The 22,534-nt window shown below is 70.3% G+C and carries 25 protein-coding genes; 15 read left to right on the plus strand and 10 right to left on the minus strand.

Annotated features, from left to right (window positions below):
* The first annotated feature begins 89 nt into the window (after positions 1-89).
* From IW256_RS32015 to IW256_RS32030, 4 genes are all read left to right on the plus strand, one after another.
* Positions 90-473, plus strand: coding sequence for a DUF5318 family protein (locus IW256_RS32015; RefSeq protein ID WP_197014497.1), 384 nt, complete (start codon positions 90-92; stop codon positions 471-473).
* 662 nt (positions 474-1,135) lie between these two features.
* On the plus strand, positions 1,136-3,385 hold the full coding sequence (locus tag IW256_RS32020; RefSeq protein ID WP_197014498.1) for a transglycosylase domain-containing protein: 2,250 nt from the start codon (positions 1,136-1,138) through the stop codon (positions 3,383-3,385).
* Positions 3,386-4,078: 693 nt separating this feature from the next.
* Entirely contained in the window at positions 4,079-6,250 is a 2,172-nt protein-coding gene (locus IW256_RS32025; RefSeq protein ID WP_307829251.1) for a transglycosylase domain-containing protein, read from the plus strand.
* Between the two features lie 76 nt (positions 6,251-6,326).
* Positions 6,327-7,814, plus strand: a complete 1,488-nt coding sequence (locus IW256_RS32030) for a glycosyltransferase family 87 protein (RefSeq protein WP_197014500.1) — start codon at positions 6,327-6,329, stop codon at positions 7,812-7,814.
* On the opposite strand, the gene IW256_RS32035 is transcribed toward IW256_RS32030, so the two are convergent.
* The gene (locus IW256_RS32035; RefSeq protein WP_197014501.1) at positions 7,811-8,740 is read right to left on the minus strand and encodes a helix-turn-helix domain-containing protein; all 930 of its coding nucleotides are present in this window, start codon (positions 8,738-8,740) and stop codon (positions 7,811-7,813) included. The two genes, IW256_RS32030 and IW256_RS32035, sit on opposite strands and share 4 nt — an antisense overlap.
* 272 nt (positions 8,741-9,012) lie before the next feature.
* On the opposite strand from IW256_RS32035, the gene IW256_RS32040 reads away from it, so the two are divergent.
* A complete protein-coding gene (locus IW256_RS32040; RefSeq protein ID WP_197014502.1) occupies positions 9,013-9,483 on the plus strand; it encodes a barstar family protein in 471 nt (156 codons plus the stop codon).
* 2 nt (positions 9,484-9,485) lie between these two features.
* Here the strand turns inward: IW256_RS32040 and IW256_RS32045 are convergent, their stop codons facing one another.
* The 3 genes from IW256_RS32045 to IW256_RS32055 all read right to left on the minus strand — a co-directional run bounded on the left by IW256_RS32045 (position 9,486) and on the right by IW256_RS32055 (position 11,209).
* Positions 9,486-9,875 carry a DUF4190 domain-containing protein gene (locus tag IW256_RS32045; RefSeq protein WP_197014503.1) on the minus strand — a complete coding sequence of 130 codons (390 nt, stop codon included), beginning with the start codon at positions 9,873-9,875 and terminating at the stop codon, positions 9,486-9,488.
* A gap of 190 nt (positions 9,876-10,065) precedes the next feature.
* On the minus strand, positions 10,066-10,842 hold the full coding sequence (locus tag IW256_RS32050; RefSeq protein ID WP_197014504.1) for a deoxyribonuclease IV: 777 nt from the start codon (positions 10,840-10,842) through the stop codon (positions 10,066-10,068).
* Between the two features lie 64 nt (positions 10,843-10,906).
* On the minus strand, positions 10,907-11,209 hold the full coding sequence (locus tag IW256_RS32055) for a hypothetical protein (protein ID WP_197014505.1): 303 nt from the start codon (positions 11,207-11,209) through the stop codon (positions 10,907-10,909).
* A gap of 185 nt (positions 11,210-11,394) precedes the next feature.
* Between IW256_RS32055 and IW256_RS32060 the strand changes: the two genes are divergently transcribed.
* The 6 genes from IW256_RS32060 to IW256_RS32085 all read left to right on the plus strand — a co-directional run bounded on the left by IW256_RS32060 (position 11,395) and on the right by IW256_RS32085 (position 14,610).
* Entirely contained in the window at positions 11,395-11,565 is a 171-nt protein-coding gene (locus IW256_RS32060; RefSeq protein WP_197014506.1) for a hypothetical protein, read from the plus strand.
* A 291-nt stretch (positions 11,566-11,856) separates the two neighbouring features.
* Positions 11,857-12,147, plus strand: a complete 291-nt coding sequence (gene rpsF, locus IW256_RS32065) for a 30S ribosomal protein S6 (protein WP_197014507.1) — start codon at positions 11,857-11,859, stop codon at positions 12,145-12,147.
* A 37-nt stretch (positions 12,148-12,184) separates the two neighbouring features.
* The gene (locus tag IW256_RS32070) at positions 12,185-12,781 is read left to right on the plus strand and encodes a single-stranded DNA-binding protein (RefSeq protein WP_197014508.1); all 597 of its coding nucleotides are present in this window, start codon (positions 12,185-12,187) and stop codon (positions 12,779-12,781) included.
* Positions 12,782-12,845: 64 nt separating this feature from the next.
* The gene (rpsR, locus tag IW256_RS32075; RefSeq protein WP_019631633.1) at positions 12,846-13,082 is read left to right on the plus strand and encodes a 30S ribosomal protein S18; all 237 of its coding nucleotides are present in this window, start codon (positions 12,846-12,848) and stop codon (positions 13,080-13,082) included.
* A gap of 19 nt (positions 13,083-13,101) precedes the next feature.
* Entirely contained in the window at positions 13,102-13,548 is a 447-nt protein-coding gene (rplI, locus tag IW256_RS32080; protein WP_197014509.1) for a 50S ribosomal protein L9, read from the plus strand.
* Between the two features lie 141 nt (positions 13,549-13,689).
* The gene (locus tag IW256_RS32085) at positions 13,690-14,610 is read left to right on the plus strand and encodes a peptidoglycan recognition protein family protein (protein WP_231404018.1); all 921 of its coding nucleotides are present in this window, start codon (positions 13,690-13,692) and stop codon (positions 14,608-14,610) included.
* A gap of 7 nt (positions 14,611-14,617) precedes the next feature.
* Here the strand turns inward: IW256_RS32085 and IW256_RS32090 are convergent, their stop codons facing one another.
* Positions 14,618-14,806 (minus strand): hypothetical protein, encoded by a 189-nt coding sequence (locus IW256_RS32090; RefSeq protein WP_197014510.1) that lies wholly within the window; start codon positions 14,804-14,806, stop codon positions 14,618-14,620.
* A gap of 119 nt (positions 14,807-14,925) precedes the next feature.
* Entirely contained in the window at positions 14,926-16,260 is a 1,335-nt protein-coding gene (locus IW256_RS32095; RefSeq protein ID WP_197014511.1) for an MATE family efflux transporter, read from the minus strand.
* Between the two features lie 351 nt (positions 16,261-16,611).
* On the opposite strand from IW256_RS32095, the gene dnaB reads away from it, so the two are divergent.
* The gene (gene dnaB, locus IW256_RS32100) at positions 16,612-17,964 is read left to right on the plus strand and encodes a replicative DNA helicase (protein WP_197014512.1); all 1,353 of its coding nucleotides are present in this window, start codon (positions 16,612-16,614) and stop codon (positions 17,962-17,964) included.
* Positions 17,965-18,021: 57 nt separating this feature from the next.
* Positions 18,022-18,348, plus strand: a complete 327-nt coding sequence (locus tag IW256_RS32105) for a chorismate mutase (protein ID WP_197014513.1) — start codon at positions 18,022-18,024, stop codon at positions 18,346-18,348.
* A 160-nt stretch (positions 18,349-18,508) separates the two neighbouring features.
* Here the strand turns inward: IW256_RS32105 and IW256_RS32110 are convergent, their stop codons facing one another.
* From IW256_RS32110 to IW256_RS32125, 4 genes are all read right to left on the minus strand, one after another.
* Positions 18,509-19,336 (minus strand): SDR family NAD(P)-dependent oxidoreductase, encoded by an 828-nt coding sequence (locus IW256_RS32110; RefSeq protein WP_197014514.1) that lies wholly within the window; start codon positions 19,334-19,336, stop codon positions 18,509-18,511.
* Positions 19,337-19,475: 139 nt separating this feature from the next.
* The gene (locus tag IW256_RS32115) at positions 19,476-20,273 is read right to left on the minus strand and encodes an NYN domain-containing protein (RefSeq protein WP_197014515.1); all 798 of its coding nucleotides are present in this window, start codon (positions 20,271-20,273) and stop codon (positions 19,476-19,478) included.
* Between the two features lie 90 nt (positions 20,274-20,363).
* A complete protein-coding gene (locus IW256_RS32120; RefSeq protein ID WP_197014516.1) occupies positions 20,364-20,801 on the minus strand; it encodes a hypothetical protein in 438 nt (145 codons plus the stop codon).
* A gap of 238 nt (positions 20,802-21,039) precedes the next feature.
* Positions 21,040-21,678: a hypothetical protein gene (locus tag IW256_RS32125; RefSeq protein WP_197014517.1), complete on the minus strand. Its 639-nt coding sequence runs from the start codon at positions 21,676-21,678 to the stop codon at positions 21,040-21,042.
* Between the two features lie 202 nt (positions 21,679-21,880).
* Here IW256_RS32125 and IW256_RS32130 point away from each other — a divergent pair, with 202 nt between their 5' ends.
* Positions 21,881-22,030 carry a hypothetical protein gene (locus IW256_RS32130; protein WP_197014518.1) on the plus strand — a complete coding sequence of 50 codons (150 nt, stop codon included), beginning with the start codon at positions 21,881-21,883 and terminating at the stop codon, positions 22,028-22,030.
* A complete protein-coding gene (locus tag IW256_RS32135; protein ID WP_197014519.1) occupies positions 22,027-22,521 on the plus strand; it encodes an SRPBCC domain-containing protein in 495 nt (164 codons plus the stop codon). The genes IW256_RS32130 and IW256_RS32135 overlap by 4 nt, the downstream gene beginning before the upstream one ends.
* Positions 22,522-22,534: the final 13 nt, after the last annotated feature.

Below are 22,534 nucleotides of genomic sequence, written 5' to 3' on the forward strand. Positions count from 1 at the left end.
CGTCCCTCGGACCGGACGTGGGGGAACGGTCACCTTCCGTATGCCTGCGCGATCTTTTCTCGCGAGGTTCCCGGGCCTACCCTGCGAACATGGGGCCGAGGCTGGTCGTCGACTACTGCTTGGCGAAACGGGCGGTCCTGGCCGGGCTGCGGTCGGGCCATCTGTCCCGCGACGACGCCTGCGACGCCCACCCCTACCTGCTGCGCGCCGCCAAATACCACGGTGAGCCGACCCAGCGGCGATGCCCGGTCTGCGGTAAGCACCGGCTGACGCATGTGACCTATGTCTATGGCGATGAGCTGGGGCGTTACGCCGGACGTGTCAAGGTCACCGCTGAACTTGCGGATATGGCGCGTGAATACGGAGAATTCAGGGTCTTTGTGGTCGAAGTGTGCCAAGGTTGCGCTTGGAACCACCTGACGGTGTCGTACGTTCTCGGCCACGGTGACGAGCCCCGCAGCCAGCGCGGGTAACGTCGAGGCGGCCTCGCAGCCCGCGGGGTCCCATTGGCCCGAGGAAAGGTTTCGGCCTTGCATGGCGGTCTCCCGCTCACCGCCTGCACAGTACTCTTCGGACGACGCATCAGCCGTACCCCCGTTGAAGAGGCAGCGTGAGTAATCCAAGCCAGCCCCGACCACAACCGAGGTCGCCGCGGCCGGGCGGGCAGAACATCCCCCGCCCCGGCCGGCCCGGTGCCCAGAGCCAGCCGGGTGCCCCCACCGGCTCGGCCATGCCAGGCCGCCCCCCGTCCCACCGTGGAAGAGGGGCGGGCGTGCCGAACGGCCCCGGCCGTCCCGGCGGTCCGCGAGGCGGAGCCCCGGGCGGCCCCCGCGGAGGTGTTCCAGGCGGCCCGCGCGGTGGTGCCCCCGGTGGGGGCGGAGGCCGGCGCGGCCCCGGCGGCCCCGGAGGCCCAGGCGGTCCTCGCGGCGGTGGCCGCGGACCGGGAGGCCCGGGTGGACCGGGCGGTCCGGGCGGCCCCGGAGGCCCCCAGGGCTTCTGGGACGGCGCGGGCGACGACGAGCGCAGGGGCGGCGGCCGGCGTCGCCGGGCCGGTTCGGGTTCCGGCTCGGGCTCGGGTTCCGGCAAGCGCACCGGATGGCGCCGCTACGTCCCGAACTGGAAGATCGTCACCGGCGTGGCCGCCCTGGGCTTCCTGGGCTTCCTCGCCCTCATCGGTGTCGCGTACGCGCAGACGCCGGTGCCGGCGAAGCCAGGCAACTCCGACGTCACCAAGACGGCCGCCATCTTCTATTACGCGGACGGCAAGAGAGAGATCGGCCGGCTGGGCAAGAACCGCGAGATGGTCACCCTCGACAAGGTGCCCAAGCACGTCCAGGAAGCCGTGATCGCGGCCGAGAACCGCAGTTTCTGGACCGACAGCGGCTTCTCCCCCAAGGGCCTGTCCCGCGCGGTGTGGGTGAACGTCAGCGGCGGCTCCACCCAGGGCGGCTCGACCATCACCCAGCAGCTCGCCAAGAACTACTACCTGAGCGACGAGCAGACGATGAGCCGCAAGTTCAAGGAGCTCTTCATCTCGCTCAAGCTCGAGGACAAGCTGGGCAGCAAGCAGAAGATCCTCGAGCAGTACCTCAACACCATCTACTTCGGCCGCAACGCCTATGGCATCCAGGCCGCGTCGAAGGCGTTCTTCGGCAAGGACGTCAGCAAGCTGAACGTGAGCGAGGGCGCGCTGCTGGGCGCGATCATCCAGCAGCCGGGCAAGTTCGACCCCGCCAGCGACGACCCCGATCTGGTCAAGCAGACCCAGGCGCGCTACCAGTACGTGCTCAACGGGATGCGCAAGACCGGCAACATCAGCGAGGCGGACCACGCCAAGTACTTCAACACCCTCCCCAAGACCGCGAACGGGGGGGTCGAGACCTACGGCGGCCAGCGCGGCTACATGATCAAGCGCGCCATCCTGGAGCTGAGCCGCGACCAGGGCATCTCCGAGGAGCAGCTGCTCAACCAGGGGCTCCGCGTCACGACCACGTTCGACTACGACAAGATGATCGCCGCCAAGAAGGCGGTGCACAGCGTCGTCCCGGGCGACCCGGCCAAGCTGCTCAAGCAGAACATCCGCCTGGGACTGGCCTCGGTCAACACGACCAACGGCGAGGTCGACGCCATCTACGGCGGGCCCGACTTCCTGAAGCAGTCCTTCGACAACGTGTGGAAGGGCTCGGCCCAGGCCGGGTCGGCGATGAAGCCGTACGTCCTGGCCACCGCGCTGCAGAAGGGCTACAGCCTCAAGAGCACGGTCGAGGGACGTTCGGGAGTCTCCCTCGACGGCACCGGGAAGGTCGTGCCCAACGGCACGCCGGGAGCGCTGAAGCCCATCCGCAACAGCCACAACGCCCCGGGCGCCATCGACCTGGTGAAGGCCACCAAGGAGTCGTCCAACACCGGCTACGTGCAGCTCGCGCTCAAGGTCGGCGTCTCGAACGTCGTCGAGAACGCCGAGAAGATGGGCGTGTCCCCCGATCTGGTGGGCCCGTACAAGGAGCAGGCCGGTCTGGCGCTGGGCATCAACGACATCCGGCCGATCGAGCAGGCCGCGGGCTACTCGGTCTTCGCCAACGGCGGCACCTACTACCAGCCGCACGTGGTGAAGAAGGTCCGGGCCAAGGACAGCGAGCAGGACTACAAGAAGCTGGAGTGGAAGAAGGCGGAGAACGTCTTCCCCACCACGGTGACCCGTGACGTCAACTACGCCCTGCAGCAGGTCGTCGAGCCGGGCGGCACGGCGGAGGCGGCCAAGCTGCCCGACCGCCAGGTCGCGGGCAAGACCGGTACCACCGAGAAGAACGTCGCCACCTGGTTCGTCGGCTACGTCCCGAAGATCGCCACCTCGGTGACGCTGTTCAACGACAAGAAGAAGACGCTGTCCCTGGACGGGCAGGCGGAGGTCTACGGTGGTGGCATCACCGCCAGGATCTGGAAGGCCTACATGACCGAGGCCACCAAGGGCACCTCTCCCGATCAGTTCGAGGGCCCGGCCTGGGGCGGGAACACGCAGCAGTGGGCGCAGGCGCCCAAGCCCAAGAAGACCGAGCGGCCCGAGGACGAAGAGCCTCAGTGCGACAACGGGAACGGCAACGGCAACGGGCACGGGAACGGGCGTCCCCGGGACCCGCGCTGCGAGGACCAGCCCTCGTCGCCTCCGCCCAGCACCGAGCTGCCTCCCTGCCAGACGCCGATGACCAATCCCACCTGCGATCCCAACAAGCCGCCGGAGGAGAACCCGCCGGACGACGGCTGGTGGTGCCAGAGGCACAAGCAGGAGGAGATCTGCCGCAACGACGAGGAGGAGCCGGGTGGCCCGGGTGGCCCTGATGATCCGCCCTTCCCGCAGCAGCAGTCGATCGTCAGGCTGAAGGACTAGACCGGGCGCGGCACCGGCGGCGAGCACGCCGGTGACCGTTCCGGGGGTACGGCGTGAGAACGGCGGCCGGCCTCACCCGCAGGGGTGGGGCCGGCCGCCGTTTTCGATGACGAACAGGTCCCAGGAAACCCCTAGGAACCGGCACTGATCACCCCTGAGATCCCTTCCAGAACGGACCCGGTGGCACACCTGGCCCCGACCTGCGGGTTACCCTCGGACGACGCACAGCCGGAACTCCAGGGGGTGAGGGTGCGCGTGAGTAACCCAGGCAGGTACGGGTGGGGCTACGAGGACGGCCCAGGCGAGAGCGGTGCCGGCACCGGTGGCGGCACCGGCGGTTCCGGTATGCGTGCGAGGCGTGAGAGCCGCACGCAGAGCGGAGCGTGGGCGGGCCCGAGCAGCCCGCCCGCAGGGGCACCGGGCGGCCCGTCCGGCGATCGGCGCAACCCCGGCGACGCCTTCCCGGGCAACGCCTCCCCCGGGCAGGCACCTCCCCCGCTGTACCCGCCTCCCCCTACGCCGCATCCTCCCCAGCACTCCCCTTCCTTCGGCGCGCCTCCTGGTGCCCCGCCGCCCCCTCCGCCCGGTCGCGGACCGGGGGGCTCCGGTGGCGGACGGGGAGGCTCGGGAGGGGGCGGCCGGCGGCGCGCGCCCAAGACCGGCCGAAGACGCCTCCTGCCGTCGTGGAAGACCGTGACGGCGATCCTGGCCCTGCTGACCCTCGGCGGCGGCACCCTCGTCGCCGTCGCGTACGCCAACACCCCCATCCCGAGCGAGGCGCAGGCGGCGGCCATCGCCCAGGAATCGGTCATCTACTACCGGGACGGCAAGACCCCGATCGCCCGGATCGGGATGCACCGCGAGAGCGTCCCGATCAAGCGGATCCCGATGGCGGTCCGGCACGCCGTGCTGGCCGCCGAGGACCGTAACTTCGAGAACGGGCACGGGGTCTCGCCGACCGGTGTCGCCCGCGCGCTGTTCAAGACCGCCACCGGCGGCGACGTGCAGGGCGGCTCGACGATCACCCAGCAGCTGGCCCGGAACTACTACCAGGGCCTCAGCCAGGAACGCACGGTCAGCCGCAAGCTCAAGGAGATCCTGATCTCGGTCCGGCTCGACCGCGAGCGCAAGAAGGACGAGATCCTCGGGCTCTACCTCAACACGGTGAGCTTCGGCCGCCAGGCGTACGGCATCCAGGCCGCGTCCCGGGCCTACTTCCACAAGGACGTCGGGAAGCTCACCGTGAGCGAGGCGGCGATGCTGGCCGCGCTCATCCAGCGTCCCGGCTACTTCGTCACCACCGGCCCGGACACCCAGCCCGCCAAGAGGGCCCTCATCAGCCGCTGGAACTACGTCCTGGACGGCATGGTCAAGGAGGGCTGGCTGTCCCAGGGCGACCGCGCCGCGCAGAAGTTCCCCAAGACCAAGCGGACGTGGAGCGACGTCCCCGACTCCTCCCAGGCCGGCTACCTGAAGGAGCGGGTGCTCAAGGAGCTGACCCGCCTCGGCGTCACCCCGTCGATGCTGGAGCAGGGCGGCCTGCGCATCGTCACCACGTTCGACAAGGAACTCCAGGACTACACCGCCAAGGCGATCAAGCAGATCAAGCGGGAGAAGGACCTGGGCAGCGACGTCCACTTCGGCCTTGCGGCGGTGGACCCGAAGACCGGCGGGGTCGTGGCGGCCTACGGCGGCCCCGGCTACAGCAAGCAGCAGTTCGACGACTCCTTCGACGGCAAGGTGCAGCCGGGCTCGTCGTTCAAGCCGATCGTGCTCGCCACCGCCCTGGACCAGGGCATCAGCCTGCAGACCCTGATGGACGGCTCCTACAGCAGGACCATCAACGGCGACACGTTCACCAACGACGCGCGCAGCGAGGACGGCGTCTACAGCCTGACCCAGATGACCGAGATGTCGATCAACACCGCCTACGTGGAGCTCGGCCAGAAGGTCGGGCTGGAGAACGTGGCGGAGATGGCCAAGAAGATGGGGATCCCGGCCGCGACTCCGGATCTGGACTCCGGTTTCACCAGCCTCCCGCTCGGCATCATCTCCACCACTCCGGTCGACATGGCCTCGGTCTACTCCACGTTCGCCGCCGAGGGCGAGCACATCCCCGTGCACGTGATCAGCCAGATCAGCGACCGGCACGACGGTCCCGTCCGGACGCGGCAGGGCAAGAGCGTCAAGAAGGTGCCGTACGAGGCCGAGGAGGTGTTCTCCCCGGAGGTCGCCCGCGACGCGACGGTGGCCATGCGGGCGGTCGTCCGCTCGGGCACCGGTACCGGCGCGAGCCTCGGTGTCCGCCCGGTCGCCGGCAAGACCGGCACCACGGACAAGAACCGGTCCGCCTGGTTCGTCGGATACACGCCGCAGCTCGCCACGTCGGTCGCGATGTGGCGGCAGGACAAGGACGGCGGCCTCAAGTCCCTGCAGGGCATCGGCGGCTACAACCAGATCTACGGTGGCACGGTGCCCGCGACGCTCTTCCAGCGGTTCATGACCAAGGCCCTGGACGGCAAGGAGATCGCGCAGTTCGGCCCGCCCGGCAACGTCGGCTCCACCGCGCCCTGGTCGGTGCCGAAGCCGGAGCCGACTCCGACGCCGACACCGACGCCCACCCCCACGCCCACGTGCGAGCCGGGCATGCCGCGTCCCGGCGAGCGGCCCTGCATCCCCGGGCTGCCGACCAGGCCGAGCCTGCCGACGGTGCCGCCGGGGACCACACCGTGCAACCGCTTCGGCATGCCGATCGGCTGCGACCCGAGCCTCCCGCCGAGCGACCCGCCGCCGGCGTGGTGGTGCGATCGCAATCCGGGCGCCACCCAGTGCGTTCCGGGCGGCCGGCCCGACCAGCCTCGGTGAGGCGTTCACCGGCGAGTTTGCGCGCGACCAATAGTCTGCTGCCATGTCGCCGTCCCCCGATGCCGATGGGCCACCGATGTCCGGAGTACAGACCGATTCCCGCGACGACGCCGAGACCGGCGCCGAAGGGGACCACGGGCGCCTGGCGCGGATGGTGCCCGTGCTCTCGGGACTCACCGCCCTGACGGCCGTCCTCGCCTGGCTGCAGAAGCAACCGTGCGCCTCGGCCTCGTTCGACTTCGTCAAGACGACGACCCGGGCCTGCTACACCGACATCTACCCGCTCTTCTTCGTGCGGGGACTGAACGACGGCAAGGTCCCCTACTTCGACTCGTTCTCCGGCACCGACATCCGGTACGTGGAGTACCCGGTGCTGAGCGGCGCCCTGATGCACGTGGTGAACGTGCTGGTGCGGCCGTTCGGGGAGGACGCCCGGGGCATGGCGTTCTTCAACATCACCGCGCTGGTGCTGGGGCTCCTCGCGGTCGTGACGGTCCTGGCCACCGCGTACGTGGCCGGCGGGCGTTCGCTGCGGGCGGGCCTGATGGTCGCCCTGTCCCCGGCGCTGATCCTCACCGCGTACATCAACTGGGACCTGCTCGCGGTGGGGCTCTCCGCCCTCGCGGTCGCCGCCTGGGCCTCGCGCCGTCCCGGGTGGGCCGGGGTACTGCTGGGCCTGGCGATCGCGGCCAAGTTCTACCCGCTGCTCTTCCTCGGCCCGCTGGTGCTGCTGTGCGTACGGGCGGGGCAGTGGCGGGCCATGGGACGGCTCCTGGCCGGTACGGCGGGTGCGTGGCTCGCGGTGAACCTCCCCGTCATGCTCTTCGCCTGGGACGGCTGGATCGAGTTCTACCGGTTCAGCCAGGAACGGGGCATCGACTGGGGTTCGGTCTTCTTCTTCCTCCAGGACCACGGCGTGGCCGGCCTGGACGACACCGAGAAGCTCAACCTCTTCGGCACGGGCACGTTCCTCGTCCTCGCCCTGGGCATCGCCGTGCTCGCCCTGGCCGCGCCGCGCCGTCCCCGGCTGCCGCAGCTGCTGTTCCTGGTGCTGGTCGCGTTCATGCTGCCCAACAAGGTGTGGTCACCGCAGTACGTGCTGTGGCTGCTCCCCCTGGTCGTCCTGGCCAGGCCCAAGCTGCCGGCGTTCGTCCTGTGGCAGCTCGGGGAGATCGCCTACTTCTTCGGGATCTGGTGGTTCCTGCTGTCGGTGACGGTCGGCCCGGAGGGCAGGGAGGGCGCCGACCTGCCGGGTCTGGTCTCGGCCCTGACGAGCTTCGAGCTTCCGGAGAACGGCATCGAGCAGGGCGTCTACTTCATGGCCCTGCTGGCCCGGTTCCTGACGGTCGCGCTGCTGGCGTTCCTCGTCGTCTGGGACATCCTGCGCCCCTCCGGTGACGTCGTCCGGACCGGCGGGGTGGACGACCCGGCCGGGGGCTGCCTCGACGGGGCCGCGGACGTGGTCTCGCTGGGAGTCCTGCGCCGCGGGAGACGCGACCGGGCGGTCGCCGCGGCGACCGCCCCGCCGCGCCTGTCCGAGACGCGTGCCCAGGCGCCTGTCTAGGAGTGCGCGCGCAGCGCCGCGATGAACCACTCGAAGTAGGGCGTCAGCGTGGGGGGCTTGGTGTCCCACCCGTTGATCGTCGCGAGCAGCTGCCAGTAGCGCTCCGCGCGGCGGTCGTTGCCGATCTCCATCCGCTCCAGCAGGACGGTCCGGAAGTCCGCGTCGTCGGTCTCGCCGTACGCGGCGGCGAAGGCCGCGGCCAGCGCGTCGACGACCGGCCGGGCCTCCGGGTCCTCGGGGGCGATCCCCTCGGCCTGCGCGGCCCGCACCCGCGTACTGGTGACCTCGACCAGGTCGATCATGGCGTTGCTCGGCTTGACCGGGTGGGTCGCCTGGTATTCGAGCATCTGCCGGATCCGGGCCTTGAACCCGGCGTCCTGGACCAGCTCGGCCAGCTCCACCCAGGCGTCGACCTGCTCGGGCGAGGGGTCGTCGGGCAGCTCCGGCATGCCCGAGCGCAGCTTGGCGGCGAACTCCGGGTCGGCGTCGACCCCCTCGTAGACCTCGTCGAGGAAGTCGGTGATGATCTGTTTGCGCTCCTCGTCGGAGAGCTTGGCGAGTTTGTGCATGAGCTCCATCTCCTCGGGACTGGAACCACGCTTGGCCACCGCGCGCATGACCGCCCGGCGCAGCCGCAGAGTCTGGATCTGCCGGTCCAGCGCCTCGGCGTGCGTCGCGGCGACCTCGGCGACCGTGAGCTCGCGTTCGAGCACGCGCTGGACGGTCGTCAGGTCGACCCCCAGCTCGCGCAGCGTCCGGACGAGTTCGAGGCGCGCCATCGCGGTCAGGTCGTACAGCCGGTAGCCGGCGTCGGTGCGGTCGGTCGGCGGCACCACCCCCGCGTCGGAGTAGAACCGGATCGTCCGGACCGACAGGCCGGTGCGCCTGGCCAGGTCCCCGATCGTGTAGAGGATGTCGCCGTCCATGCCGCCCACCTTCCGGTCTCCAGCCGCTGGAGACTCAAGTCGGATTCTCCAGCCGGTCGAGCGGATCTCGCGAGGACCGCTCACCGGACACCGGCGGCACGCCGGGGAGCGGGACGGGAAGCGGGACGGGAAGCCCGCCGGGGAGGCGGCCGGATGAGTGGGACGCGCCGGGGATGGGCAGAGTGGTTCCCGAATGTTCGTCCGCGCGGCGGGCACATGACCCCGCCGACGGGGAACGACCCGTACCGGAGGAGAAGATCCCGGGGGATGACGTGGACGAGAACCGAGCGCTGACCGAGTTGATCGAGGGCCGGCTGAAACCGGCCGTCTACCAGTGGCGTGCCCCGGCGATGCCCAGCGCGGGACTCGCGGCGGCCTCCTGGCCGGAACGGGCGCGGGAGGCCGGCTGGAAGGTCTTCTACCTGAACGGTCGCCGGGCCCGGGACAAGCGGTCCTTCCTGGGGCTGTGCCGCGAGGCGTTCGATCTACCCGAGTGGGCGGGCCGCAACTGGGACGCGCTGGCGGACTGCCTGAGGGATCTCTCGTGGGCCCCCGCGGACGGCGGCCACCTGGTCCTGTACGAGGCGTGGGACGAGCTCGCCGAGGCGGACCAGCGCGCATTCCGTACGGCGCTCGACATCTTCGCCGACGCGGTGGAGTACTGGCGGGACACCGGCACCCCAATGACCGTGCTGCTGTCGAGCATCGGCGTGGAGGTGGCCGGTGTCCCTAAACTCGGATGACCTCAGTAAGTGGTGCCGCTCTGGCTGGCGCCCCAGAGGGCGACCCCGTAGATACCGAAGATGACCACCCAGTAGAGCAGCCATCCGACCGTGAGTATGTAGCCCATCACCAGGCCGGCGGTGGCCATGCCGGCTCCGCCTTCACCGGTGCGCTTGATCTGGCTGTGCGCGACATGACCGAAGATGATCGCCAGGATGGAGGTGAGGCCGCAGGCGAAGATGCCGATGATCCCCAGGACCAGCGAAGCGGTGGCCATTCCGTTGTTGGGCCGGGTGGGAGCGCCGTAGTAGTGGTGCTGAACCGGGGCGGCGGCGGGCTGCTGGTACGACTGCTGCGCGTACGGGTCGGAATGCCCGTAACCGCCGTACGGGTCGTAAGGGGGTTGTGCCATTGACTTCCCGATCGTTCGGCGCGCCCGTCGTCGCTTGGGTCTCGCGCGCGTGCGCTGGGGCTGAGGTCGTGTTCCGGATTATGCCAGTGTGGTGTGACTTCGCGCTTTGTCGTGTCGCGAGTGTTTAGATGCCGGGTCGGGCGTGGAGGTTCCGGCTTGACATCGGGAAAAGTCCGGACGCCGTTTCCGCTCAGCCCAGCCGGGACCGCAGCCAGGCGATGTCGGCGGCCTGGCCGTCCCCCGGCGTCTCCACCACCACGGGGGCGCCGGCCGCCCGGACGACGGCCAGGATCAGGTCGGTGTCGATGGTGCCCGAGCCCAGGTTGGCGTGCCGGTCGGCGCCCGACCCGAACGCGTCCCGGCTGTCGTTGCAGTGCACGAGGTCGATCCGGCCGGTGATCGACTTGATCCGGTCGACGGCGTCGATCAGCTCCTCGCCCGCCGCGTGCGCGTGGCAGGTGTCCAGGCAGAACCCGAGCTTGGACTCCAGCCCGTCCACGCCCGACAGGACCTCCCACAGCCGGGCGATCCGGTCGAACTTCCGCGCCATCGCGTTGCCGCCGCCCGCGGTGTTCTCGATGTAGACCGGAACAGGACAGTCCAGGCGTTCGAAGACCTTGCGCCAGTTCTCGTAGCCCGTCTCCGGGTCGTCGTCCTTCAGGACGTGCCCGCCGTGCACGATCAGCGCCTTCGCGCCGATCGAGGCCGCCGCCTCCAGCTGCTGCTGGAGGATCTTGCGGCTGGGGATCCGGATCCGGTTGTTGGAGGTCGCCACGTTGACGACGTACGGGGCGTGCACGTACACGTCCACGTCGACGTCCGGGGCCTGGAACGCCTCCACGCCCTCGGGGAGCACGGGCTTCTTCCACCCCTGCGGGTCCCCGAGGAAGAACTGCACGACGTCGGCCTCGCGAGCGCGGGCGTGATCGAGCGCGTTGGTCTGGTCGACGTGGGCTCCGATGCGCATGTCTCCGAGGGTAGCCGCGCCATGTGACACCGCGTCACGCCGGACACGGGAGGGTCCTCGGTGCTCAGATCGAGAAGCCGCCGTGGCTGACGGCGAAGGCGGCGCCGACGAACGAGGCCACCATGCCCACCACGTTCAGCCAGCGCTCGCCCGTCGTGGCGGACACCAGCTGCGAGTAGAGGGCGAGCGGAAGCCCGATCACGCCGGCCAGCATCCCGAAGAAGTGGGCCGGGGGGATGAACCCCAGCACGAGGGCGCACAGGCCGATCGAGACCGCCGCCACCGCGAGGGAGTTCTCCACCGGATGGCGCTCGCCGTCGGTGTTGAGAGTGAACGCCGGCCGCTTCTTCCCCGCTGCCTGTGACATCGGGACACCCCCTCCGGGCGTGCTGTGCTCGTCGTCACGTAAAGGGATTCCCTGGGGAGCGATGATCATTCGGGCCGGGCGGCGCGGAAACTGTCGGCGGCACCGGGTACGGTCGAACATGGATTCGAGGACAGCGGTCCCGGTCCGCCCCGAGGGGAAGCGGGGAGACCCAGGAGGTACCGAACGTGAGGCAGAGTGAACTCGCGGTCATCGGTGACGCGGAGCTCGTCGAGGAGCTGTCGTTGCTGACGACCCAGACCGCCCGCATGCGCGCCCGCATGGCCGACATCATGGCCGAGCTGGAGCGGCGGCGCTGCGCGACGAGAACGTCCGCCACGGGGGCCCGGCGCTGGTGACGGACGCATCGGTCCGCCCCCGCGCCGGGCGGGTCCGCCGCGCGCGGATCGGCATCGGACGTACCGGGCGGACCGGTGCGAACCGGATCATCACCGCTCGGGCACACCGCGGCGGTGTGCCCGGCCGCACCCGGAACCGGCCTTCTTACTGCCGACTCTTGGTAGCCTGTATCGGTCTCGCGGCCGGTGCACGGCCACCCGGCCGGTGCCGCGCGGCCGCGACGGACGCAAGAGCCCTCCTGTCACGGAGAGACCGTGACCGCATCAGTCCAGAGGAGGTAGGGACACAGCATGCGTCGTTACGAACTCATGGCCATCCTCGACCCCGCCATCGACGAGCGCACCGCTTCCGCTTCGCTCGACCCGTTCCTGAAGGTCGTCAAGGACGGCGGCGGCAGCGTCGAGAAGGTGGAGGTCTGGGGTCGCAGGCGTCTGGCCTACGACATCCAGAAGAAGTCCGAAGGCATCTACGCGGTGGTCGACCTCTCGGCCGAGCCTGCCACGGTCAAGGAGCTCGACCGGCAGCTCAACCTGAGCGAGTCGATCCTCCGTACGAAGGTCATCCGCCCCGAGGTCCACTGAGCCAGGCTCAGGCCCTCACACCAGCCGGAGCGAGCCCATGGCAGGCGACACCGTAATCACGATCGTCGGGAACCTCGTGGAGGACCCGAACCTACGTTTCACCACGAGCGGCCAGGCGGTCGCCTCGTTCCGCATCGCCTCGACGCCGCGGTTCTTCGACCGCCAGTCGGGCGAGTGGAAGGACGGCGAGGCGCTCTTCCTGACCTGCAACGTCTGGCGGCAGGCGGCCGAGAACGTGGCCGAGACCCTGCAGCGCGGCATGCGGGTGATCGTGCAGGGGCGTCTCAAGCAGCGCTCGTACGAGACCCAGCAGGGTGAGAAGCGCACCGTCTTCGAGGTCGAGGTCGACGAGGTCGGCCCGTCCCTCCGCAGCGCCACCGCCAAGGTCAACAAGACCCAGCGGCAGGGCGGTGGCGGCGGCGGGTTCGGCGGCGGCGGCGGTGGCGGCTTCGGCGGCGGCCCCGGCGGTGACGGCGGCGGCTACGGCGGCGGTGGTGGCGGCGGCTTCGGCGGCGGCCAGCAGGGCGGCCAGCAGGGCGGCCCCGGCGGCGCCCCGCCCAACGACCCCTGGGCCACCGGCGGCTCCGGCGGTGGCGGCGGGGGCGGCGGCTTCTCCGACGACCCGCCGTTCTAACTCACGCGATCACCAACCACAGTCCATTCCCGCGCGAGCGGGGCTCTCATAAAGGAGCACCACGATGGCGAAGCCACCTCCCCGCAAGCCTAAGAAGAAGGTTTGCGTTTTCTGCCAGGAGAAGATCTCCTACGTCGACTACAAGGACACCGGTCTGCTGCGGAAGTTCATCTCCGACCGCGGCAAGATCCGTGCCCGCCGGGTGACCGGCAACTGCACCCAGCACCAGCGCGACGTCGCCACGGCGATCAAGAACGCTCGTGAGATGGCGCTGCTGCCGTACACCAGCACCGCGCGCTGAGAGAGGAGGACCGACGAACATGAAGCTCATCCTCACTCAGCAGGTCTCCGGACTCGGTGAGCCCGGCGACGTCATCGAGGTCAAGGACGGCTACGGCCGCAACTACCTCGTCCCCCGAGGGTTCGCGATCAAGTGGACCCGGGGCGCGGAGCGTCAGATCGAGTCGATCAAGAAGGCGCGTTCGGCCCGCGAGATCGCGACCGTCGAGCACGCCAAGGAGGTCGCCGGGCGGCTGAAGTCGCTGAAGGTGACCCTGCGCACCCGTACCGGGAGCAACGGCCGCCTGTTCGGCGCGGTGACGCCCGCCGACATCGCCGAGGCGGTCAAGGCCGCCGACGGGCCGGACCTGGACCGCCGCCGGATCGAGATCGGTAACCCGATCAAGACCGTCGGCACCCACCGGGTCAGCATCCGGCTGCACTCCGATGTCAACGCCACCATCGACGTGGACGTCGTCGAGGCGTGATCTGAGCAGGCCGAACGGCCGGGGCCCCGTCATGGGGTCCCGGCCGTTTCCCGTGGTACGCCCCTGAATCGCCCTGTCCCTCGGTGTACGAGGAATCACCGCCCCCGTCGGCGATGATCACCACGGGGAAGGGGGGACGGCATGTCCATGCATCCGAACGGTGGTCTCACCCGTCGCGGCCTGGCGGCACTGCTCGGCCTGGGGCTGGTCGAGGTGATCACGCCCGGCGCGGCGAGCGCCGACGGCAGGAGGATTCCGCGGGAGGGTGGGCCGCCGCTGCTGGTCCACACCCGGCGGGACTGGCAGGCGCTGCCCGCGCGCAGGCCCGCCACGGTGTTCCGTACGCCCCCGAACCGCATCGTCGTGCATCACACCGCGACGCCGAACTCCGAGGACTACTCCCTCGCGCACGCCTACCGGCTGTCCCGCCGCATCCAGCGTTTCCACATGCGCGCCCGCGGCTGGGACGACACCGGGCAGCAGCTCACGATCAGCCGGGGCGGCCACATCATGGAGGGCCGCAACCGCAGCCTCGCGGCGATCCGGAACGGCCGGCACGTGCTCGGCGCGCAGGCCCTGAACCACAACGGTCACACCATCGGCATCGAGAACGAGGGCGACTACAGCGATTCGCCCGTCCCCGGCACGCTGTGGGATTCGCTGGTCGAGACGTGCGCGTGGCTGTGCGCCGAGTACGACCTCGATCCCTTCCGCGCCATCGTCGGGCACCGCGACCTGGTCGCCACCGACTGCCCGGGGGACGTCCTCTACGGGAGGCTGACCGAACTCCGCGAGGACGTGGCCGACCGGCTGGACGCCCAGGAGGAACAGGAGGAGCAAGAGGAGCAGCCCTCCGAGGACGTCCCGCCCTCCGGAGAGGCCCCGTCACCCGGTGAGGTCCCGCCGTCCGATGGGGGCGCGCCTTCCGGGCAGGTCACGGCACCTGGAGAGGTCCCGCCGATCGAGCCGGTGTCGCCACCGTTGCACGATCCCGTCCATGTCTCCCCGGACCCCGGCGTGCCGGCGAGCCCGGCGCCGAACGCGCCCCGCCTGGACGGGTGAGGGCGCCTCAGGACTCCAGGGTGGTGTAGCGCGTACGGCGGCGGGCGATCTCCGGGTCGATGCCCTCGACCAGGGACCAGATGCCCGCGACCCGTTCGACCAGGGTCTCCGGTGGCAACCCGGCCAGACCCTCGGCGGCCAGGTCGTCGATCGCCTGAGTCAGGCGGGCCATCCGCTCGCCGTGCGTGGAACACATGTTCGAATACTAGCGAGTGTGGCGGCTGGGGCGGGTGGGCTTCGCCGATTTCGCGGCCGGAGCGCCCGCCGCCCGCCGTCCGGCGCCGGCGCCGTGCCCGCCCGCCGTCCGGCGCCGGGTCAGCCGCGGGTCGCGCCCGTGACCAGCCACGCCTCACCGCGGGCCCGCAGTCCCAGCGTGACCAGGCGGGTGACCATCCACAGCCCGATGGCCAGCCACAGCCCGACGAGGCCGGTGCCGGCCCCGTAGGCCAGCAGCGCCGCCGGCAGGAACGCCAGGGTGGCGATGACCGAGGTCACCGCCAGGTAGGGGCCGTCGCCCGCGCCGATCAGGATCCCGTCCAGGACGAAGACCACGCCCGCGATCGGCTGCATGAGGGCCACCAGGACCAGCGACCCCAGCAGCAGGTTCCGGACCTGGTCGTCGCCGGTGAACAGGGCCGGCAGCCAGGGGCGTACGATCAGGATCCCGATGCCGAAGACGATGCCGCACACCACGCCCCACTGGATCATGCGCCGGGTGGCCGCCCGGGTCGCGGGGACGTCGGAGGCGCCGAGATGGCGGCCGGTGATGGCCTGACCGGCGATCGCGATCGCGTCCAGCGCGAAGGCCAGCAGGGTCCACACCTGGAAGCCCACCTGGTAAGCGGCGATCTCCGGGTCGCCCATCCGGGCGGCGATCGAGGTGCCGACGATCAGCACCACCCGCATGGCGGCCGTGCGCAGCAGCAGGTGCACCCCGGCGGAGGCGGCGCCGCGCACGCCCTGGAGATCGGGCCGGATCGGGGCCCCGTGGCGGCGGGCCGCGCGCACCACCATCACCACGTACACCGCCGCGCTGCCCGTCTGGGCGATCACGGTCCCCCAGGCGGAGCCGGCGATGCCCCACCCCAGCCCGAGCACGAACACCACGTTCAGGACCAGGTTCGCGCCGAAGCCGCCGATCGAGACGTACAGGGGCGTGCGGGTGTCCTGGAGCCCGCGCAGCACCCCCGTGCCGGCGAGTATGAGCAGCATTCCCGGGATGCCGAGCAGGCTCACCGTGAGGTAGGTGTGCGCGTACGGGGCGACCGACGGGGACGCGCCGAACATGTCCACCAGCCAGGGGGCCAGGGGCCAGCCCACCGCGATCAGCACGGCGCCGATCGCCAGCGCCAGCCACAGTCCGTCGACGCCCTGGCGGATCGCCCCCTTCATGTCGCCCGCGCCGACGCGCCGTGCCACGCCGGCGGTCGTCCCGTAGGCGAGGAAGACGCACAGGTACACGAGCGTGGCCAGCGCCTGGCCGGCCACACCGAGCCCGCCCAGCTGCGCGGTGCCGAGATGGCCGATGATCGCCGAGTCGGTGAGCAGGAACAGGGGCTCGGCCACCAGCGCGGCGAACGCGGGGACCGCGAGGCGGAGGATCTCGCGGTCGTGCGGGTTCGCACGCCACCGCAGGGGGGAGCCGACCATAACAGCCGTTACGCTATCAGATGTAATGGATCTGAGGGATTTGTCAGTTACGCCCGTGTGGACCCATGCTGGGGCGACTTTCTTTCCCACACAGCCGGTGGACAGTGTTCATGCAGGTCAGAGCGGCGTTGTGGAGAACTCTTCCTAGTTATCCCCAGGCTTTTCCCCAGGTCGTGCACAACCCACCCGGCGTGTCTGCACAGCGGCTCCACAGGTCCGTCCACAGATCCTTTTGCTCACCGGCGGGCGGCCGCGCAGAATGTCAGACGCTCCAGATAGACGTGGGATGAACGTTCCGCGACGTGGTGGACGGGGCCGACGCGGCGGAAGAGGCAAGGGGGGTGCGCCACGATGAGCGTCACCGAGATCGGCCCGCCCGATCAGGGGTTCGAGCGCACCCCACCGCACGACATCTCCGCCGAGCAGGGCGTGCTGGGCGGCATGCTGCTCTCCCAGGACGCGATCGCCGAGGTCGTCGAGATCCTGCGCACCCAGGACTTCTACCGACCGGCCCATCAGATCATCTACGACGTGGTCCTGGACCTCTATGGCCGCGGCGACCCCGCCGACGCCGTCACCATCGCGGGCGAGCTGACCAAGCGCGGCGAGATCGGCCGGATCGGCGGCGCCCCGTACCTGCACACCCTGATCTCCTCGGTGCCCACGGCGGCCAACGCCGGCTACTACGCGAAGATCGTCCGAGAGCGGTCGGTGCTGCGCAAGCTGGTCGAGACCGGCACCCGCATCGTGCAGATGGGCTACGCCGCCGACGGCGCCGACGCCGACGACGTCCTCGACCGGGCGCAGGCCGAGGTCTTCGCCATCGCCGAGAAGCGCAGCGGCGAGGACTACGTCTCGCTCAGCGAGATCATGCCGGGCGCCCTGGACGAGATCGAGGCGATCGGCAGCCGGGGCGGCCAGATGGTCGGCGTCCCGACCGGCTTCGCCGACCTCGACGCGCTCACCAACGGCCTCCACTCCGGCCAGATGATCGTCGTCGCCGCCCGTCCCGCCATGGGCAAGTCCACGCTCGCCCTGGACTTCGCCCGCGCCGCCTCGATCAAGCACGGGCTGACCTCGGCGTTCTTCAGCCTGGAGATGGGCCGGAACGAGATCACGATGCGGCTGCTGTCCGCCGAGGCCCGGGTGGCCCTGCACGCGATGCGTTCGGGCACCATGCAGGACGAGGACTGGACGCGGCTGGCCCGGCGGATGAGCGAGGTGGCCGAGGCGCCGCTGTTCATCGACGATTCGCCCAACATGTCGATGATGGAGATCCGGGCCAAGTGCCGCCGCCTCAAGCAGCAGCACGATCTGAGGCTGGTCATCATCGACTATCTCCAGCTGATGTCGTCCGGCAAGCGGGTGGAGAGCCGCCAGGTCGAGGTCTCGGAGTTCTCCCGTTCGCTCAAGCTCCTGGCCAAGGAGCTCGGCGTGCCCGTCATCGCGCTGTCCCAGCTCAACCGAGGTCCCGAGCAGCGGACCGACAAGAAGCCCATGGTGTCGGACCTGCGCGAGTCGGGCAGCATCGAGCAGGACGCGGACATGGTCATCCTCCTGCACCGTGAGGACGCCTACGAGAAGGAGTCACCCCGGGCCGGCGAGGCCGACCTGATCGTGGCCAAGCACCGTAACGGCCCGACGGCGACCGTCACCGTCGCGTTCCAGGGCCACTACAGCCGTTTCGTCGACATGGCGCAGTAGCCTGCCGTGGCACCGGCGGCCCTCCAGGGCGACCGCCGGCAGTGGAAGGATCGCATCATGGCTGATCCGAAATCGCTTCCAGAGGTCCGTGCCGGGATCGACGCCATCGACGCCGACCTGGTTCGGCTCTTGGCCGAGCGGCAGGCTCTGGTCAGGGCGGCCGCGAGGTTCAAGGCCGATGAGCAGGCGGTGCGCGCACCTGCCAGGGTGGAGCAGGTGGTCGCGTCGGCGCGTGAACGTGCCGTGGCCGCGGGTTTGTCACCGGTGGTCGCCGAGGCCGTGTGGCGCGCAATGATCAGCGCCTTCATCGACCTGGAACTCGCGGAGCAGGCAGGCAGGGCGACGGAACGCGCGGTGAACGGCGCCCCGCGCCAGGCACGCTGATGAGCCGCCGATCACGACCTGGCATCGTCCGCTCGCACCTGCCGTACCGGAGATGAGCGACGACCACTGACCGGCGCTCCACGACCCCATCGGCGATCCAGGCCCGGTCGGGTGCGAGCCGCCAGGCGAGCGCCGTCGGCCGGGTCTTGGAACGCAGGGCTCAGCGGAGCAGCTGTTCGGAGCGGTCCCAGAACCGGCGGGCCAGATCGGCGTCGAGAGCCTGCGGGTTGTTGCGCTTCGCCGGCTTGCGCTTCTCGTAGTAGGTGCCGGAGACCCAGTCGATGCCGGGCCGGCCCTGTGCGAGCCAGACGAGCTGCTCGGCACCCTTCTCCGGGGTGGCCAGGAAGGCGCGTCCGAGGCGGGTGCCGGTGAGGTGCCTGAGGTAGCTCTCCGACTCGATGGCGAAGTTCGACGCGACGCTGCCCGGATGGAACGCGGCCGTGGAGATGCCCGCGGAGTGGTGGCGGCGGTGCAGCTCCTTGGTGAAGAGGATGTTCTGGAGCTTGGTGGTGCAGTAGGCCCGCTCGGGGCTGAACTTCCTGTCGTGCTCGAGGTCGTCGATGTCGAGCCTGCCGAAGGTGCGTGCGCCGGCGCTCGCGGTCTGGATCACCGTTGCCGCACTGGCGATGAGCGTGTCCATCAGCAGCCGGGTGAGCAGGAACGGCGCCAGGTGGTTGACCTGGAAGGTCTTCTCGAAGCCGTCGGCGGTCCTGGTGCGGTCGCCGAAGATGCCGCCGGCGTTGTTGGCGAGCACGTCGATGCGGGGGTACGCGGCGTTCAGCTCGGCCGCGAGCTTGCGGACGTCATCGAGGCTCGTGAAGTCGGCGATGTGGTGCTCCGCGCCGATCTCGCCGGCGACCGCCTGCGTCTTCCGCGGGGAGCGGCCGACGATGACGACGCGGGCGCCGTCCCGGTGGAGCCGGCGGGCCGCCGCGGCGCCGATGCCGTCGCTGGCGCCGGTGATGACGATTGTCCTGGCCTTGGTCATGTCGTTCCTCTTGTGCTGAGGTGGGGTGCCCCCACCGCAGGTGACAGCATAGGGTCAATGTGTCATTGACTGTCACTTTTGACCGTGCTTGCTGTGACCTGGTGAGGATCGGCGTGACCGGCCTCGGCTCGACGGAGGTTCAGCCGAGCTCGGCGGCGAGTCCGAGATCCTCGCCGGGGTCCTTGTCCTGGTGACGCTTGTCGCGGGCGTAGACGACCCCCGGCTTGCCGCTGCCCGGGCTGCGGCGTTCCAGCTCGAACAGCGTGGTCGCCTCCATCAGATCGCTGAGCTTGGCGTAGCCGTAGCTGCGGGAATCGAAGTCCGGGCGCTGTTTGGTGATGATGTGCCCGACATAGGCGAGACCGGCCCAGCCGTCGTCGTCCGATGCCGCCTCCACGGCGTTGCGGAGCTGGCCGATCAGCGCGGTGTCCCCCGCGAGATGAGCGGCGGAGGCGCGTTGCGCCGCCTTGGGCGCCGGGGTGGCGATGCTCGGGGAGTACGTGAGGTTCTCGATGTAGATGAACTTGTCGCACGCCGCGACGAACGGTTTCGGCGTCTTCCGTTCGCCGAACCCGTACACGGTGAGGCCGGACTCGCGGATGCGCGCGGCCAGGCGGGTGAAGTCGCTGTCGCTGGAGACGATGCAGAACCCGTCGAAGCGCCCCGAGTACAGCAGGTCCATCGCGTCGATGACCATCGCCGCGTCGGTCGCGTTCTTGCCGGTGGTGTAGGCGAACTGCTGGATGGGCTGGATCGACTGGGCGAGCAGATGCTCCTTCCAGCCCTTGAGGCTGGTCCCGGTCCAGTCGCCGTACGCCCGTTTGACGTGGGCGGTCCCGTACTTGGCGACCTCCGCCAGCAGGCCCTCGGTGATCGAAGGCTGCGCGTTGTCCGCGTCGATGAGCACCGCGAGCCTGGCGGCGTTGTCGCTGACCATGTCGCTCCTACTCGTCCGGCGTCCGGCGGTCCCCGCACGGCCGTGGACCTTTTCTACGACAGCGTCCCCCTATCGCACCAGGCGCGGCCTTCACGGCGCCATGCCGGGCATGGGCGGCTCAGGGATCGGCGCCGCCCCGACCGCGGCCCGCAACTCGATGGGGAACTCGGGATCGGCCTGCCCGACCGTGAGCGCGACCCAACGGCCCGCCCCCGGCCGCCGCCAGAGGAGCATCTCGCCGCTGAGCTGGGCCAGCGTGTTCATCGGTTCGGGGGCCGGGGCCTCGCTCCACAGGTAGGGGTCCAGGTCGATCGTCTCGGGCCCGCCCCAGCGCGCGGTGAACGAGGTGACCAGTGCCTGGCACGCGGTGTCGATCTCTTCCTCGGCCGCCGCGACGATCTCCTCACTGCGGTCCTCCCAGAAGTCCTGGCTTGCCTGGAGAACGCGGACGTGGCAGTCCGGCCCGTCCGGCGGGAACGGAAGGACGAGCAGTTCGTCGACGACGGCTTGGAGATCATGTGTCGGCACGCCCGAGAGACTAGGGCCTGTCTCGAAGTGCCCTCAGCCGCCGTCGCGAGCACGTCGGCTGCGCCCGGTGGGGCGACGCCGGAGCCGGGGACGGGACTCACTCGCGGGCGGCGGGCTGCCTGGCCGCAGATCATCGGACGCCCGACCGTCCCACCCGCTCGGATGGTGGCCCGCCGCGTTCTCGCCGTGCCGGCCTGCCTGCGCGAGAACTGACTCCACCGAACACGCCTGAGATCGTCTACCCGGTGACGTCGAGTTCGGTGTGCATGCCCGCGGCGTAGTGGCCTGGCAGGTTGCAGATCAGCTCGTAGCGGCCGGGGACGAGGTGCAGGGTGGTCCATCCGGCCCTGCCGGGGGCGATGCCCATCGGGTGCCCGGCCCCGGCGCCACAGGTGCGCGACGCCTCCCCGAGGCTTCCGCGCTCGGCGACGGCGCCGTCGGTACCGATGGGACGCCGCCCAGGCTGCTGACCGGGCGGCAGGGGCATCACCATCACCTCATGGGGCCATGCGCCGGTGTTGTACGCCCGTAGCGACACGGTGCCCTGCCGGACGTGGGATGGGGTGGCGGACAGGCGCATCATGCCGGGCATCGGCCAGAACCGCCCGTCTTGAGACGGACCCGTCATCGGGCCTGGGCCGTGCCGGGCGCCCATCATGGCGCCCATGTCGGTCAGGTCCACTTTCACCACCGCACCAGGCAGTGGGGGTACCTGGCATCCCTGGCCGGAGGCCGCGCCCGGGCGCACCGAGCCCGGCGGCCCGCCGCCCTGACCGCCCATGGTGCCGGCGAGGGCGGCCATCGAGGCCGTTCCCACCACGAGCGCGGCGGCCGCCCCGGCCGCCAGCCACATCCAGTGGCCGCCGGTCGCCTTCACTGGCGCAGCGCACCAGAGCGACGACCCCGGCGATGATCAGCCCCAGCAGCGCGGTCGTGATCACGACCATGCCCAGCCAGTAACCGGGACTGAGGGCCCACCCCATCACCGGCCCCCCTTGGCGAATGTTCGTCCAGGTGCTCCCAGCGTGTGCCGGTGACGGCCGGGCGAGCAGGGCCGTTCGACTCTGCGACCAGGGACGATGGTCGATTCTTTCCGGGCGTCGGCCGAGCCGCTCCAGGAGGTGGCGATCTGGATGGGCCGCTACCGGGAATTCCTCGGCGAGAGCTTCGACCGCCTCGACGCGTACCTGAAGGACCTGCAGAGACCATCCGGAGGAGAAGAGACATGACGAGACAGGACCTGAGCAGCGAGTCCACGACCCTGTACGCCGAGGGCGACGAGCTGGTCGCCGAGCGGGTGTTCGACGCCCCGCGCGAGCTGGTCTGGGCGGTGATGACCTCGCCGGAGCACGTCTCCGCGTGGTGGGGGCCGCACGGGACCACCACCGACGTGGTCGAGATGGACGTCCGGCCCGGGGGCGGGTGGCGCTGGGTCAACGAGTTCGACGGGGGCGAGGCGCCGTTCAGGGGCGAGTACCTGGAGGTCGAGGCGCCCGAGCGGTACGTGCGGACGTCGATCTACGACGTCGCGCCGGCCAACGAGGGGCCGCCCGCGATCGAGGAGCTCGTCCTCACCGACCTCGGCGGACGGACCAAGGTCGTCCACCGCAGCCGCTTCCCCTCGCCCGAGGTGCTCGCCATGGCACTGGGCACCGGGATGTCCAAGGGGGCGCTCGAAACGTACGACCGCCTCGCCCTCGTTCTGGCCGAAGCTGGCTGAGGACGGTGCGCGG

Origin of the sequence: Actinomadura viridis, from assembly GCF_015751755.1 — a bacterium.
GTDB lineage: Bacteria > Actinomycetota > Actinomycetes > Streptosporangiales > Streptosporangiaceae > Spirillospora > Spirillospora viridis.